Source organism: Aromatoleum evansii, from assembly GCF_045689615.1.
In the GTDB taxonomy this organism is placed as follows: domain Bacteria; phylum Pseudomonadota; class Gammaproteobacteria; order Burkholderiales; family Rhodocyclaceae; genus Aromatoleum; species Aromatoleum evansii.
This window is the reverse complement of sequence record NZ_CP141259.1, coordinates 157,527-171,437: the sequence shown is the minus strand read 5'-3', so window position 1 is coordinate 171,437 and position 13,911 is coordinate 157,527. Positions and strand designations below refer to the sequence as shown.

Annotated in this window: 12 protein-coding genes; 3 read left to right on the top strand and 9 right to left on the bottom strand. The window is 68.3% G+C overall.

The annotated features are described in order from the left end of the window. Positions 1–222 precede the first annotated feature (222 nt). Both U5817_RS00745 and U5817_RS00740 read left to right on the top strand, forming a co-directional pair. Positions 223–2,067 carry a PhnD/SsuA/transferrin family substrate-binding protein gene (locus U5817_RS00745; protein WP_407279363.1) on the top strand — a complete coding sequence of 615 codons (1,845 nt, stop codon included), beginning with the start codon at positions 223–225 and terminating at the stop codon, positions 2,065–2,067. Next, the gene (locus U5817_RS00740; RefSeq protein WP_407279362.1) at positions 2,051–2,683 is read left to right on the top strand and encodes a response regulator transcription factor; all 633 of its coding nucleotides are present in this window, start codon (positions 2,051–2,053) and stop codon (positions 2,681–2,683) included. The genes U5817_RS00745 and U5817_RS00740 overlap by 17 nt, the downstream gene beginning before the upstream one ends. Positions 2,684–2,700: 17 nt before the next feature. On the opposite strand, the gene U5817_RS00735 is transcribed toward U5817_RS00740, so the two are convergent. The 6 genes from U5817_RS00735 to U5817_RS00710 all read right to left on the bottom strand — a co-directional run bounded on the left by U5817_RS00735 (position 2,701) and on the right by U5817_RS00710 (position 11,241). Then, positions 2,701–3,066: a hypothetical protein gene (locus U5817_RS00735; protein ID WP_407279361.1), complete on the bottom strand. Its 366-nt coding sequence runs from the start codon at positions 3,064–3,066 to the stop codon at positions 2,701–2,703. 143 nt (positions 3,067–3,209) lie between these two features. Beyond that, complete coding sequence (locus U5817_RS00730) at positions 3,210–6,293, bottom strand: molybdopterin dinucleotide binding domain-containing protein (RefSeq protein ID WP_407279360.1); 3,084 nt, start codon at positions 6,291–6,293, stop codon at positions 3,210–3,212. A 22-nt stretch (positions 6,294–6,315) separates the two neighbouring features. After that, entirely contained in the window at positions 6,316–7,413 is a 1,098-nt protein-coding gene (nrfD, locus tag U5817_RS00725) for an NrfD/PsrC family molybdoenzyme membrane anchor subunit (protein WP_169125684.1), read from the bottom strand. A 19-nt stretch (positions 7,414–7,432) separates the two neighbouring features. Beyond that, positions 7,433–8,173: a sulfate reduction electron transfer complex DsrMKJOP subunit DsrO gene (dsrO, locus tag U5817_RS00720; protein WP_169125685.1), complete on the bottom strand. Its 741-nt coding sequence runs from the start codon at positions 8,171–8,173 to the stop codon at positions 7,433–7,435. A 163-nt stretch (positions 8,174–8,336) separates the two neighbouring features. Continuing rightward, positions 8,337–10,319, bottom strand: coding sequence for a UvrD-helicase domain-containing protein (locus U5817_RS00715; protein ID WP_407279358.1), 1,983 nt, complete (start codon positions 10,317–10,319; stop codon positions 8,337–8,339). 238 nt (positions 10,320–10,557) lie between these two features. Then, a complete protein-coding gene (locus tag U5817_RS00710; RefSeq protein ID WP_169125687.1) occupies positions 10,558–11,241 on the bottom strand; it encodes a DUF4197 domain-containing protein in 684 nt (227 codons plus the stop codon). 150 nt (positions 11,242–11,391) lie between these two features. On the opposite strand from U5817_RS00710, the gene dksA reads away from it, so the two are divergent. Beyond that, positions 11,392–11,820, top strand: coding sequence for an RNA polymerase-binding protein DksA (gene dksA / locus U5817_RS00705; RefSeq protein ID WP_169125744.1), 429 nt, complete (start codon positions 11,392–11,394; stop codon positions 11,818–11,820). 191 nt (positions 11,821–12,011) lie between these two features. On the opposite strand, the gene lipA is transcribed toward dksA, so the two are convergent. The 3 genes from lipA to U5817_RS00690 are packed head-to-tail and all read right to left on the bottom strand — an operon-like array spanning position 12,012 to position 13,870. Beyond that, complete coding sequence (gene lipA / locus U5817_RS00700; protein WP_169125688.1) at positions 12,012–12,959, bottom strand: lipoyl synthase; 948 nt, start codon at positions 12,957–12,959, stop codon at positions 12,012–12,014. Positions 12,960–13,010: 51 nt separating this feature from the next. Continuing rightward, a complete protein-coding gene (lipB, locus tag U5817_RS00695; RefSeq protein WP_407281139.1) occupies positions 13,011–13,634 on the bottom strand; it encodes a lipoyl(octanoyl) transferase LipB in 624 nt (207 codons plus the stop codon). Positions 13,635–13,657: 23 nt separating this feature from the next. Then, the gene (locus U5817_RS00690; RefSeq protein WP_407281137.1) at positions 13,658–13,870 is read right to left on the bottom strand and encodes a YbeD family protein; all 213 of its coding nucleotides are present in this window, start codon (positions 13,868–13,870) and stop codon (positions 13,658–13,660) included. Positions 13,871–13,911 lie beyond the last annotated feature (41 nt).

Below are 13,911 nucleotides of genomic sequence, written 5' to 3'. Positions count from 1 at the left end.
CACCGGAAGTGTCGTTTCGAAGGCCCGTAGCGATCCATACGCTGGCGAACGGACAGGAAAAACCCGCGGAGGATTCTACGGAGACACATTGTGGGTGGGTGAGATCGCGCAACTTATGCGCAGCCCGGCGTGAAAAACGTCACACCGCGTGTGTTGTTGCGCAGGCATCGGAATCCATGACAGCCGCTTGACCGGCCGCGGCGAACGCGGGATGCTTGCCCGATGCCTGCATACTCCGGCGTGCGGCGCCTGCTCGGCGCCGTGCTGTTCCTCCTCGCCACCCTCGCGCCGGCCCGCGCGGCCCCGACCGATGAGCCCGACACGGTGCGCATCGGCGTGCTCGCCTTCCTCGGCGCGGACGCCACCATCGGCGAATGGTCGCCGGTACTGCGACGCCTGCAGGATGCCCTGCCCGGGCGCACCGTCAGCCTCGTGCAACTCGACCACGCCGGCCTGCGCGACGCCGCGGCCGCGGGCGATATCGACTTCCTGATCACCAACCCCGGCCATTACGTCGAACTCGAGGCCGAACTGGGGGCGAGCCGCATCCTCACGCTGGACCCCGGTCCGACGCGTACCCCCGAGCGCGCGATCGGCTCCGCGGTGATCGTGAAGGCCGGCAACGACAGGCTGCGCACCCTCGACGACCTGCGCGGGAAGCGCGTCGCGGTGGTATCGACGGAAGTGTTCGGCGGCTTCCAGACGATCTGGCGCGAGCTCGCCGCGCAGGACATCGACCCGCAGCGCGACTTTGCGGAGTTGAAGCCCGTCGGCCTGCCGATGACGCGCGTGTTCGAAGCGGTGGCGCGTGGCGAGGCGGACGCCGGTATCGTGCGCAGCTGCCTGCTCGAAAGCCGCGAGGAATGGCGCCGCGGCTTCACGGTGCTGGGCGCGCGCAGCGAGTCCGACTTCCCCTGCGCGACCTCGACGCGGCTGTATCCCGACTGGCCGCTCGCGACCCTGCGCCACACCCCGACCGCGCTGGCGAAGGAAGTCACCCTCGCGCTGCTGGCGATGTCGACCGCGCGCGACGGCATGGAGTGGGCCGTCCCGGCGGACTACCAGGCCGTGCACGAGATGTTCCGCGAGCTGCAGATCGGCCCCTACGCCTACCTGCGCGAACCGACGCTGATGGTGCTGGCCGAGCGCTACTGGCGCTGGATCGCGGCCTTCGCGCTGCTGCTGGCCGCGTGGATCCTGTACACGGTGCGCGTCGAACACCTCGTGCACGCGCGCACGGCCGAGCTGCGCGCGGCGCTCGCGGCGCGCGAGGCGCTGGAGGCGCGCATCCGCGCCAACCAGGAACAGGCCGACCATCTCGCGCGCCTGTCGGTGCTGGGCGAGCTGTCCGGCACCCTCGCGCACGAGCTCAATCAGCCGCTGGCGACGATCGTGAATTACGCGCAAAGCCTCGTCCGCCGCAGCGACAACGGCAGGCTCACCGACGACGCGGTGCGCGAGGCCTCCTCCGAGATCGCCGGCCAGGCCGAACGTGCCGCGGGCATCCTCGGGCGCATCCGCGGCTTCGCGAAGAAGCGCGCCGCGGTGCGCGAGCGCGTCGCCCCCGCTGCGCTCGCATCGGAGGCGGTCGCGCTGTTCCGCGGCATGCTGGCGAATGCACCCGAGGTGAGCATCGACGACACGCTGCCGGCCGGCGCGATCGTCGAGGTCGACCCGCTGCAGATCCAGCAGGTGCTGCTGAACCTGCTCAAGAACGGGTACGATGCGGCGCGCGGCCTGCCGCGCGAGCGCCAGCGCCTGGCCATACGCATCGGGGAGGGCGCGGGGGAGAGTGCAGGCCATGCCTGCATCGCCGTGCGCGACCGCGGCAGCGGCCTCGACGCCACAGCGCGCGAACGCCTGTTCGAGCCCTTCTTCACCACCAAGCCGGACGGGCTGGGCTTGGGCCTGTCGATCTGCCGCACGATCGCCGAGGCCCATCGCGGCCGCCTGACTGTCGACGGCACGGGCGAAGGCCCGGGCTGCGAATTCATCCTGAGCCTGCCGCTGGGGCCGTCCGCCAGCGCACCACCGGAGAGCCGAACCGATCATGCAGCCGACCGATGACGCCGTGATCCATGTCGTGGACGACGACGCGGCCTTTCGCCGCTCGCTCGTTTTCCTGCTCGAATCCGTGGGCTGGCGCGTCGCGAGCCATGCCTCCGCCGAGGACTTCCTCGCGACCCAGGCCGGTTCGCCCGAGGCGCCCGCCTGCCTCGTGCTCGACATCCGCATGCCGACCATGAGCGGGCTCGAGTTGCAGGAACGCCTGCGCGCCGGCGGCACCCTGCCGCCCATCGTCTTCATCACCGGCCACGGCGACGTCGAGCTCGCGGTGCAGGCGATGAAGCACGGCGCGTGCGACTTCCTGCAAAAGCCGTTCAAGGATCAGGCGCTGCTCGACGCCGTCGCCGCAGCGGTGCGCCGCGGCGCCGAGGACCGCTCGCGCCACGCGCAGCGCGACGAGGCGAAGGCGCGCCTCGCCCGCCTGTCGCCGCGCGAGCTGGAAGTCGCCCGCCTGGTTGCACAAGGGCTGCCGAACAAGCTCGTCGCGCGCGAGCTCGACATCAGCGAGAAGACGGTGCATGTGCACCGCCAGCACGTGATGGAAAAGACGGATACGAGCAGCGCCGCGGAACTCGCCCGCCTGATGCTGCGTGCCGATCCGGCAGCGCTGGACTGAGGCCCCGACCGTCCGCGCTAACGTCGCGGACCGCCGCCCATGCCTCCGCCGGGTCCCATGCCTCCGCCGGATCCCATGCCACCGCCCGGGCCCATCATCGCGCCGCCACGCATCGGCGGCTCGTCGGGCAGCGTGACGCCGCGCTCCTTGGCGCGCTTGACCATCTGCTCGTGATGCTCGGCACGGATCTTCTCGCGCTCCTCGAGCGTGTTCGCGGCGCGCATGCGGTCACGGTGTTCGAGGCGCTCCTGCGCCGTCATCATCTGCGAGCCGAAGATCGGCGCGTCGTCTGCAATCGGCGGCAGGCCACCGGCCGGCTGGGCAAAAGCTCCGCCCGCGAACAGCGCGGCTGCGCAGACCGCCGCCAGCAATCCGGATTTCATGGCATCCTCCTGAGTCGGTAAAGGAAACGGCAAACGGCCGACGGAGCGCTCGTGCCGCGGAGCGCGACCGTCGACATCCCGTTTAAATATAGCCTTTTTCTTATACGGATCCGCCTGCCGTTACATTCCGTTCGAATTGCGCGTCACAGCCGCACGAGCTTCGCCGGCAGGCCGTTGCGCACCGAAGTGCCGGACACCGCATCGACCCAGATCGCCTCGCCGCCACGGGTCGGATCGACCAGGCCCAGATCGTTGAGACAGATCCCCGCCGCGAGATCCCGCCGCTGCGGTTGGCGCTCGCCTCCGATCCCGTGGGCACGCGCGCCCAGTTCACGATGGCCGTAGCCGTGCTCGACCGCCAGCACCCCACGCATCACGCCTTCATGCACGATGACGCGGCAGGTCGCCTCCCCTCCGGGTGTCTGCATGCGCGCCAGATCGCCCGTCGCCAGGCCGAGGCGCGCGGCATCCTCGGGATGCACGATCACCGGATTGTCCGGATGCAGGGACGTGATGCGCGTCGCGATACTGTAGGAGTTCTGTAGCGCGGACTTGAAGCTCACCGCAAGCAGCGGCCAATCCGCTTCCTTGTGCAGCTCGCGCATCGGCGTGCCGTCGGCAAACGCGGGCGGCTGCCAGGTCGCGCAGCCCGCGAAGCGCTTGCCGGTGAGGCTGTTCTTCGCACCGCCGACGTTGTCGTTCCACAACCACAACGCGTTCTTGAAACGGTTGGTCTGCCACTCCGGGTTCACCTCGTCGTGGGCCTCCTTCGCCGGTTGGTAACGTCCGCCGCGTGTGTACAGGAAGGCCACCTTGCGCCATTCGTCTTCCTTCAGCGTCGCTTCGAGCAGCGGGCGCAGGCGCTCGACGCCCGAAAGCGCGAGATCCTCGTCGCTCGCATCGCCGACCGGCGCCTTGCCGAGGAAGGCGATGTTCGCGCCGCCCCGCAGGTACCAGTGTTCGGGCCGTTCCAGCGGCAGGCGTTTGCCCTCCATGTCGGCGAGCCCTTCCGGGCCGAAGCCGGGCAGGTTCATCGCCTTCGCCAAGGCCATGAAGAAGGTCTCCATGCCGATCGCCTGACCATCCGGCGTCTTCGCCGCCTTGGGCTCGACCACCGGCCAGCGCGCGGTGGTGGCCTTCGTCGGCACGCCGTTCCATGGCGCCGTCCAGCCCCAGCTCTCGTACATCAGCGAATCCGGCACGATGTAGTCGGCGTAGGCGTTGCTCTCGTTGATCAGCGGGTCGACCGACACGATCAGCGGGATCTTCTTCGGATCGGCGAGCTCCTTTTCGATCAGCGGGCGCACGCCGGGCAGGCCGTACACCGGGTTCGAACTCCACAGCACCAGCGCCTTGACCCCGTAGGGATAGCCGCGCAGCATCGCCGGGAACCACTCCGTGACCAGCCCCGGCGCGTTCGGGAACCACGCGTCGCGTGCCGGATAGGGCTTGCCCTCGGCCTTGCGGCGCGCGAACTCGGCGGATTTCTCGTACGGCACGTTGCGCCCGAGCGGCGTGCCCTTCGGCTTCACCATTCCCGGGAAGGTCTCGAGGTCGTAGCGCGGCCCTGCACCGGCGTCCTTGAAGCCGCCGCCGTTCACGACGAAGCCGCCCTTCCAGTTGAGGTTGCCGATGAGCGCGTTGAGCGTCACCACCGCATAGGCGTTGTAGAAGCCGTTGCCGGCCATCATGCCGCCATGGGCGATCGCACAGGCCTTGCGGCCGTGGCTGCTGAATTCGTCCGCCAGCCCGGTGATCACGGCTTCCGGGACCCCGCAGATCGCCGCGCACTCGGCAACGCTCAGCTTCAGCGCCGATTCGCGCAGCAGTTCGTGCGACGTCTTCACCGCGAGCGCCTTGTCGCCGACCATCACGCTGCCCGCCGCTTCCAGCGGTGCGGGGCCGGTCGCGGCATCGACCGGCATCGGCTTGCCATCGGCGCCGAGCACGAGATAGGGGTCCGCCTCCTTGTACTTCTCCTCCTCGGTCACCGTCATGCCGATGTCCGATCCGCGCAGGAAGCGCCCTTCGCGTGGGTGACCCTTCTCCGTGACCACGAGCCAGCTCGCGTTGGTGAAGGACGGCTCGCCCGCGGCCTCCGCCGCCGCGAGGTTCGGATACGCGAGATAGGCCGTATTCACGCGGCCGTTGTCGAACATCCAGCGCATCATGCCCATCACCAGCGCACCGTCGGTGCCCGGACGGATCGGCACCCAGCGCCCGCGCTCGCCCGCCGCGCGGTTGTCGGCGTTGGTCAGCACCGGATCGACGACGACGTACTCCAGCCGCCCTTCGCTGCGCCCCTTCGCGAGCAGCGTGCCTGTGCGCTTGAAGGGGTTGCCGGCGTTGCCCGGCGCGGTGCCGATGAAGATCACGAACTCGGCATTTGCCAGATCCGGCTTCGCGTGCGGCATCTTCTTCATGTCGCCGAACAGCGCGCCGGAGCCGGAGCGGTATGCACCGCCGCAGTAGGAACCGTGTCCGACGAAGTTCAGCGTGCCGTAGGACTGGTTCCAGAAGCGGCGCGCAAAGGCCTCGCGTCCGTCATTGACGCTGGAGATCAGCGCGACCTGGTTCACGCGCGGCCCCAGTTCGGGCGCGACGGGATCGATCGGCGTCGCGAGGTCGCGCAGCGCCCTGAAGCCGTCCACATGCCCTTCGCCGAACAGGTCGCCGCCCTCCACGAGCTCCTTCACCAGCTGCTCGAACGAGATCGGCTGCCACTCGCCGCCGTTGCGCGGCCCGACGCGCTTGAGCGGCGTGAGCACGCGGAAGGGCGAATTCATCTGGTCCATCGCCGCGTTGCCGCGCCCGCAGGCCGTCGAGCGCCCTGCCAGCCCCTTGTCCTGGAAGCGCGACAGTGCGACGAAGCTCTCCTTCACCGAGGCCTTCATCGGCAGATGCGGCTCGGTCGACAGCGGGCTATAGGGGTTGCCGGCGACACGCAGGACATTGCCGGTGGTCTTGTCCACGCGCACCCGCACCCCGCACTGCGTCGTACAACCCAGACAGGCGGTGTAGCTCACCTGCTGGTTCGGGTTCAGGCGCAGCTCGCCGGTCGAGTGATCCACGCTGAATTCCGGCTCTGCCGAGCGGCCATGGATGCTGTGCGCCTTCGGTTCGTCCCCGACGAGGCCCGACACCATGCGGCCCAGGGTCTGGGAGAAGCCGGCGGCGAAGGCGGCGAGGCCCCCGGCGGCGATCAGTTCGCGACGTTCGATTTTCATGATTCGTTTCCCTTGATCCATTTCACCCGCGCGCAGGCTGTGCCTGGCCGATGCGGTCCAGCGGCAGCAACGTGGTCAGCACGACGAAGAGGAAGATCCACAGTCCGGCGGTGCCGACAATGCCCATCAGGCCTTCGGGACCGAGCGGAAGCTGGTAGCTGTAGTAGCCGGCGCCGGTCTTGGGGACCTCCTGGCCGCCGATGAAGATGGTCCAGCGCATCATCCACGCCGAATGCAGCGCCAGGAGCCCGATCAGCAGGCCGGAACCGGGGCGCCACACAGCCAGCGCGAGCGTCGCGACCGTCGCGAGCACGGCCCATACCGCGCTCACCTTCCAGTTCGCCGACGGGGCGACCTGGGCAAGCGCCTGCGCGTGCTCGGGCGACATCCCGCTCATGCCCAGCGCAAGCCACACCACGCCGACGAGCAGCGCCACCAGCTGCGTGAGCGCCAGCCCGATCGCCATGCGCCGCGTCGCCGCCGGGTCGCCCCCCCCGGGCAGCGCGCGGTTGAACACCAGCGCGAGGCCCAGCCCGCCCGCCACCGCCGTGACGAAGAACTGCACCGGCAGCAGCGGGGTGTGCCACAGCGGACGGGCACGCACCAGCATCACCTCGACGCCCGTATACAAGGCGACCAACGCCGCGCCGACGAAGGTCAGCAGCGCCGCCGCGACCAGCGCCTTGCGGCTCTCGTGCCCACCGTAGGCGAGCCGGCGCGCGAGCCCCGCGAGCTTCCCGCCTTCCTCCGCATGCCGCGCCAGCGCCGGCCGGAAGGCGAGCCACGCGTACAGGATCAGGCCGGTCAGATACACCGGGATGAAGAACGCCCCCCACGACATCCACGACGTGGGCGTGAAGTAGGCATAGAAGTGCCAGAAGCGCCCTGGCTGGTGCAGGTCGGCGAGCAGCGCGACCGGCGCGGTCAGCCCGCACACCAGCGCCGCCAGCAGCGCCAGGCGCGAGATGCCTTCCCAGCCGGGACGGCGGAACACCAGCCCGGGCAGCGACACGAGCCAAGCGCCGTAGGACAGGCCGATGAGGAAGAAGTACTGCACCGCCCACGGCAGCCACGCGATCTCGCGGGCGACATTGACGGTTTCGACGATATCGGGGGTCATGATCGGTCTCCTGTTCGCGTCAGCCGTGTGCCTTGCGCGGCTGCCACAGCGTGCCCTGACCTTCGACCTTGCCCTGGAAGCGCTCGTCGAGGCCGATGTAGAACACGCGCGGCTCGGTACCCTGCTCGGGCTTGAGCACCTTCACCTCGGCCTTCGCGGCATCGAGGCGGCGGCGCAGTTCGCCCTGCGAGTCGTTGAGGTCGCCGAAGATGCGCGCCCCGCCCACGCAGGTTTCGACACAGGCCGGCAGCAACCCGGCATCGACGCGATGCGCACAGAACGTGCATTTGTCGGCCTTGTTGGTCGCGTGGTTGATGAAGCGCGCATCGTAGGGACAGGCCTGCACGCAATATGCGCAACCGACACAGCGATCGCCATCGACAGCGACGATGCCGTCTTCGCGCTTGAAGGTGGCGCCGACCGGGCACACCGGGATGCACGGCGGCTCGTCGCAGTGGTTGCACAGGCGCGGCAGCATGTAGGTGCCCGCGGGCTGGTCACCATCGGCGAGCTTCACGCTGTAAGTCGACACGATGGTGCGGAAGCTGCCCTCCGGCACCGCGTTTTCCTGGATGCACGCGACGGTACAGGCCTGGCAGCCGATGCACTTCCTGACGTCGACGAGCATGGCCCAGTGATGCTTTCCATGCGCCGCCAGCGCCGGAGCAGGCAGTGCTGCCGCCGCAGCGGTGAGCACGGGGATGCCGCGCAGGAAGGCGCGGCGGGATGCCGACACTTCACGCGGTTCTTGGTCTTTCATGACAACGCTCCATGAGGTTGGGAGTCGGTGTCACTTTAAGTCGGTACGGGAAGGACCGAAATTGGGCGGATGAAGAAGCGCGCTAGACGCTTTTCCCTATTGCCGTGGGTGAAATTCCCCGGTCTGCGGCCCGTAACGCCGGGGCTTACCGCCCGGCCCGCCCTCAGCGCTTTTCCAGCATCGCCATCAGGTTCGCGATGCGCGCGCGTCCCTCTTCCTTCGACACCGGCGCATTGGTCTTGCGGTCGCTCATCCTGATGTCGCCACCCATCTCGGCGATGAAGCGCGAGGGCTCGCAGGTGCGCGTCTCCTTGCCGGCCTTGCGCCGCTCGCACCACGTGATGTTGAGCGTGCGCTGCGCGCGCGTGATGCCCACGTACATCAGGCGCCGCTCCTCATCCACCTTGTCCTCGTCGATCGAGGACTGGTGCGGCAGCAGGCCCTCCTCGACGCCGACGAGGAACACGTGCTTGAACTCCAGCCCCTTCGACGCATGCAGCGTCGCGAGCTGCACGCCGTCGAACTCGGCGTCGTCCTTGTCCAGCATCGAGATCAGCGCGATCGTCTGCGTCAGTTCGATGAGGTTCTTGCCGTCCGCCTCGCCCTTCCTGCCCAGCCAGTTCACGAAGTCGCGCACGTTGCTCCACTTCGACTCCGCCTCGCGCGTGTCGAGATGCTCGAACAGCCAGGCCTCGTAGCGGATCGCGGCGAGCAGATCCTCCAGCACGCGCGCCGCCGGCTCGCGGTGGGCGCGATACTGCATGCGGTTCACGAAGTTGCCGAACTCCTGCAACTGCTCGAGCTGGCGCGCGTTCAGCGCATGCGCCGCGCCTTCCTCGAACACCGCCGCAAAAAAGCTCACATGGCGCCGGCCGGCGTAATTGCCGAGCGCCTCGATCGTCGCCGCGCCCACGCCGCGCCGCGGCGTCGTGATCGCGCGGATGAAGGCCAGGTCGTCGTCCTCGTTCATCAGCAGGCGTAGCCAGGACATCAGGTCTCGAATCTCGGCCTTGTCGAAGAAGGACTGCCCGCCCGACATCGCGTAGGGGATCTTCTGGTTGCGCAGCTGCTGCTCGATCACACGCGCCTGGTGGTTGCCGCGGTACAGGATCGCGTAGTCGGAGAACTTGGTGCGGTGCTCGAACTTGTGCGCGCTGATCTTCGACGCGACCCACTCCGCCTCGTGATCCGCGTCGCGACAGGCCGTCACCGCGATCTGCTCGCCGTCGCCGTGCTCCGACCACAGCTGCTTCTCGAAGAGCTTCTCGTTGTTCGCGATCACCGTGTTCGCCGCGGTGAGGATGCGCCGCGACGAGCGGTAGTTCTGCTCCAGCTTGATGACCTTCAGCTTGGGGTAGTCCTGCTGCAGGAGCTTCAGGTTCTCGACGTCCGCGCCGCGCCACGCATAGATCGCCTGGTCGTCGTCGCCCACCGCGGTGAACGCCCCGCGCACGCCCGAGAGCTGGCGCAGCAGGCGGTACTGCGCCTTGTTCGTGTCCTGGTACTCGTCGACCAGCAGGTAGCGCAACTTGTTCTGCCAGCGCTCGCGCACGTCCGGATTCTCTTCCAGCAGCCGCACCGGCAGCGAGATCAGGTCGTCGAAATCCACTGCCTGGTAGGCGCGCAGGGTGCGCTCGTACTCCGAATACAACATCGCGGCGGCCGACGAGATCTCGTCGTCGGCGAGCTGCGCCGCCTGCTCGGGCGTGATCATCGCGTTCTTCCAGCCCGAGATCTGCCACTGCATCGCCTTCGAACGCGCCTTGTCAGAATCGCGCGAGATGTCGGACACGATCTGCACCGTGTCGGAGGCGTCGAGAATGGAGAACTGCGGCTTCAGCCCGCAATGCACCGCCTCCTGGCGGATCATCTTCACGCCCAGCGCGTGGAAGGTGCACACCGTGAGGCCACCCGGCGCGCGCCCGCCCATCAGGCCCGCGACGCGCTCCTGCATCTCCTTCGCCGCCTTGTTGGTGAAGGTGATCGCCGCGATGTTCGACGGGTTCAGGCCGCACTCGTTGATCAGGTGCGCGATCTTGTGCGTGATCACCCGCGTCTTGCCGCTGCCCGCCCCCGCGAGCACCAGGCTGGGGCCGTCGAGATAGCGGATCGCTTCGCGCTGCGGGGCGTTGAGGAGAGCGGACATGGGCCTTGCGGACGGAACTGCGGTGGGGAAAAAGACAGCGCCGCCCGCGGGCGGCGCCAGGCCGGATTTTACCCCATCGCCTCCGGCGCATCGGCCCGCTTACAACCCGAAGCGGGCGCGGTCCGTCTGCGCGTGGATGGGCTCGACTCTGTGGGAGCGGCTTCAGCCGCGAACGGGGCCGATTCGCGGCTGAAGCCGCTCCCACGAGCACACCGCAATGCGCCGGGCGTGCCCGGCCCTACTGCCCGAGCATCCCGAACACCTTCTGCGCCAGCGAACCCGCGGCCTGCACCGGGTTCTTGCGGATCGCCTTCTCTTCCTCGGCGATCATCACGTACAGGCCGTCGAGCGCCTTGCGCGTCACGTAGCTTTCGATCTGCGCGTCCTCGTTCTTCACCAGGCCGAAGCTCGCCGCCTGGCCCGCGAGCTTGTTGTATTGCCCGGCCAGCGCGAGGCGGTCGGTGCTCTGCTTCACGATGGGCAGGAATTTTTCAGCGAGGCGCGACTGCGTCTTCGACTTGAAATAGCGCGTGGCCGAGTCGTCGCCACCGGTCAGGATCCCGCGCGCGTCCTCCACCGACATCTGCTTCACCGCATCGACGAGCAGCGTCTTCGCCTCGGGCACGGCGGCCTCGGCGGCGCGGTTCATGGTCGTCACGAGATTGTCGAAGTCCTTGCCGCGACCGGCCATGCGCATCACCGGCTCGACCTGCGCCAGCCCGTCGGGCAGCGGGATCTTCACCTTCTTGTTGGCGAGGAAACCGTCCTTGCGCCCCAGCATTTCGACCGCGCGTCCGGCGCCCTGCGTCAGCGCCTCGCGCAAGCCGCCGGAGGCCTCCGAGTCGGTGAGGTTCCCCAGTCCGGCCGCCCAGGCCGGCACACAGATGACAAGCAGGGCGAAAGCTCGCAGAATGGAACGCATGATGGTCTCCAGGGACGGGTTTCACACGAAGCGCCCGTGAGCATACCCCCGCATCGGGTAGCGTGCGCGTGCAGGAGTTACCCTTTTTTCATTAATGCACTTGACCCCGCGGCACCGTGGTGCACGGGGTGGTAACACGGAGAACTCATGATGACGGCGACTGCCACACGCAACGGCACACTCTCCGAAGTCGAACTGCTGGCGATGTCGGCGGACGACTACATGAACGCCGCGCAACTCGAATTCTTCCGCCAGCGCCTCCTCGCGCTGCAGGCCGAGCTGCGCGAGAACAGCGAGGAAACGCGCTCGCATCTGCGCGAAACCGTCGCCACCCCGGACGAGGCCGACCGCGCCACGCAGGAAGAGGAACAGGTGCTGGAGCAGCGCATCCGCGACCGCGAGCTGAAGCTGCTGCACAAGGTGGAGGCCGCGCTGCGCCGCATCGAGGATGGCAGCTACGGCTACTGCGAGGTCAGCGGCGAACCGATCGGCGTCGGCCGCCTGCTCGCACGCCCGACCGCGACGCTGAGCATCGAGGAGCAGGAACGGCACGAGCGCGAGGAGCGCCTGTACCGCTGAACGTGAGGGCGCGGCCCCGGCCGCGCCATTGGCATCCTGCCTGCGTTTGATACCAAACGCGACCGCGGACGCCCGGATCTCGTAGGGCGGGAGAAGCGCAGCGCATCCCGCCACGCGACGTTTCCGCCCCCTCCACGTCCGGCATGGCGGGATACGCCTTCGGCTCCTCCCGCCCTACGTCCCTGCTCGGGTCAGACGACGCCGGCGCCGTGGGCCTGCTGATCCGCCCAGTAGCTCGAGCGCACCATCGGACCGCAGGCGGCGTTCTTGAAGCCCATCTTCAGCGCTTCGGTCTCGAACATCTTGAAGGTGTCCGGGTGCACGTAGCGCAGCACCGGCAGGTGGCCGGTCGAGGGCTGCAGGTACTGGCCGATCGTCAGCATCTCGACGTCGTGCGCACGCAGGTCGCGCATCACCTCGAGGATCTCCTCGTCGGTCTCGCCGAGTCCCACCATCAGGCCGGATTTGGTCGGCACCTCCGGGTGGCGCGCCTTGAACTCCTTCAACAGCTTCAGCGAATATTCGTAGTCCGAACCGGGACGGGCCTGTTTGTACAGGCGCGGCACGGTCTCGAGGTTGTGGTTCATGACGTCGGGCGGCGCCTGGTCGAAGATCTCCAGCGCGATCTCCATGCGGCCGCGGAAGTCCGGCACCAGCACCTCAATCGCGGTCTTCGGCGAAGCGGCGCGCGTCTCGCGGATGCAGTCCACGAAATGCTGGGCGCCGCCGTCGCGCAGGTCGTCGCGGTCGACGCTGGTGATCACGACGTAGTTGAGGCGCATCGCGGCGATCGTCGCGGCGAGGTCCTTCGGCTCGTCCGCGTTGAGCGGCTCCGGACGGCCGTGGCCGACGTCGCAGAACGGGCAGCGGCGCGTGCAGATGTCGCCCATGATCATGAAGGTCGCCGTGCCCTTGCCGAAGCATTCGTGGATGTTCGGACAGGAGGCTTCCTCGCACACCGTGTGCAGCTTGTGGTCGCGCAGCGTCGCCTTGATCTCGTTGAAGCGCTCGGCCTCCTGGCCGGCGCCGAGCTTGATGCGGATCCACTCGGGCTTCTTCAGGCGCTCGGCGGGCACGATCTTGATCGGGATGCGTGCGGTCTTGTCGGCGCCACGCTGCTTGCGGTTGTCGGTACTCATGCGGGGTCTCTCGTCTCTTCGGGGTCGCGGGCGCTCGTGGCACCCGCTGCATTATGGCCTGTCGGGGGCCGTGCGGAGCGCCAGCAGGCGCTCGAGATGGGCAAGCAGGCGCTCCCCCACCGCGTCCACGCCGTCGGTCACGCCGAAATCCTTCATCCTGATCGTCTGCAGGCCCTCGTAGCCGCAGGGGTTGATCGCCGAGAACGGCGCGAGGTCGGCATCGACGTTGAGCGCGAGGCCGTGGTAGGTGCAGCCGTTCCTGACCCGCAGGCCCAGGGCCGCGATCTTCGCGCCGTCGATATACACGCCCGGCGCGCCGTCCTTGCGCTCGGCCACGAGGCCATAGTCGGCGAGGCAGTCGATCAGCGCCTGCTCCATCAGGTTGACCATCTCGCGCACCTTGATGTGACGGCGGTGCAGGTCGACCAGCAGGTAGACGACGATCTGGCCGGGGCCGTGGTAGGTAATCTGCCCGCCGCGGTCGATCTTCACCAGCGGGATGCCGGTCTCACGCAGCAGGTGCTCGGGCTTGCCGGCCTGCCCAAGCGTGAACACCGGCGGGTGTTCCAGCAGCCACAGCTCGTCGGGCGTCTCCGCGGTGCGCGCGTCGGTGAAGGCACGCATCGCCGCCCAGGTCGGCTCGTACTCGACGAGGCCGAGACGGCGCACGACCAGCGGCAGGGCTTCCACCACCTGCACTACAGCACCACCTTCACCAGCGGGTGAGCGGACAGGTCGCGGTACAGCGCATCGAGCTGCGCCTTCGACTCGGCACGCACGGTGCAGGTCAGGGAAATGTAGTTGCCCTTGCTCGACGGCCGCATCTGCACCGTCGCGGGATCGAACTCCGGCGCGTGCCTGCGCACCACGTCCACGACGACCTGCGCGAACTCATCGACGCGCGCGCCCATGATCTTGATCGGGAAGTCGCAGGGAAATTCGAGGAGGGTTT

Coding starts and splice junctions, on each gene's coding strand:
- U5817_RS00745 (WP_407279363.1), top strand. CDS start 223: ATGCCTGCATACTCCGGCGTGCGGCGCCTGCTCGGCGCCGTGCTGTTC.
- U5817_RS00740 (WP_407279362.1), top strand. CDS start 2,051: ATGCAGCCGACCGATGACGCCGTGATCCATGTCGTGGACGACGACGCG.
- U5817_RS00735 (WP_407279361.1), bottom strand. CDS start 3,066: ATGAAATCCGGATTGCTGGCGGCGGTCTGCGCAGCCGCGCTGTTCGCG.
- U5817_RS00730 (WP_407279360.1), bottom strand. CDS start 6,293: ATGAAAATCGAACGTCGCGAACTGATCGCCGCCGGGGGCCTCGCCGCC.
- nrfD (WP_169125684.1), bottom strand. CDS start 7,413: ATGACCCCCGATATCGTCGAAACCGTCAATGTCGCCCGCGAGATCGCG.
- dsrO (WP_169125685.1), bottom strand. CDS start 8,173: ATGAAAGACCAAGAACCGCGTGAAGTGTCGGCATCCCGCCGCGCCTTC.
- U5817_RS00715 (WP_407279358.1), bottom strand. CDS start 10,319: ATGTCCGCTCTCCTCAACGCCCCGCAGCGCGAAGCGATCCGCTATCTC.
- U5817_RS00710 (WP_169125687.1), bottom strand. CDS start 11,241: ATGCGTTCCATTCTGCGAGCTTTCGCCCTGCTTGTCATCTGTGTGCCG.
- dksA (WP_169125744.1), top strand. CDS start 11,392: ATGACGGCGACTGCCACACGCAACGGCACACTCTCCGAAGTCGAACTG.
- lipA (WP_169125688.1), bottom strand. CDS start 12,959: ATGAGTACCGACAACCGCAAGCAGCGTGGCGCCGACAAGACCGCACGC.
- U5817_RS00690 (WP_407281137.1), bottom strand. CDS start 13,870: ATGGGCGCGCGCGTCGATGAGTTCGCGCAGGTCGTCGTGGACGTGGTG.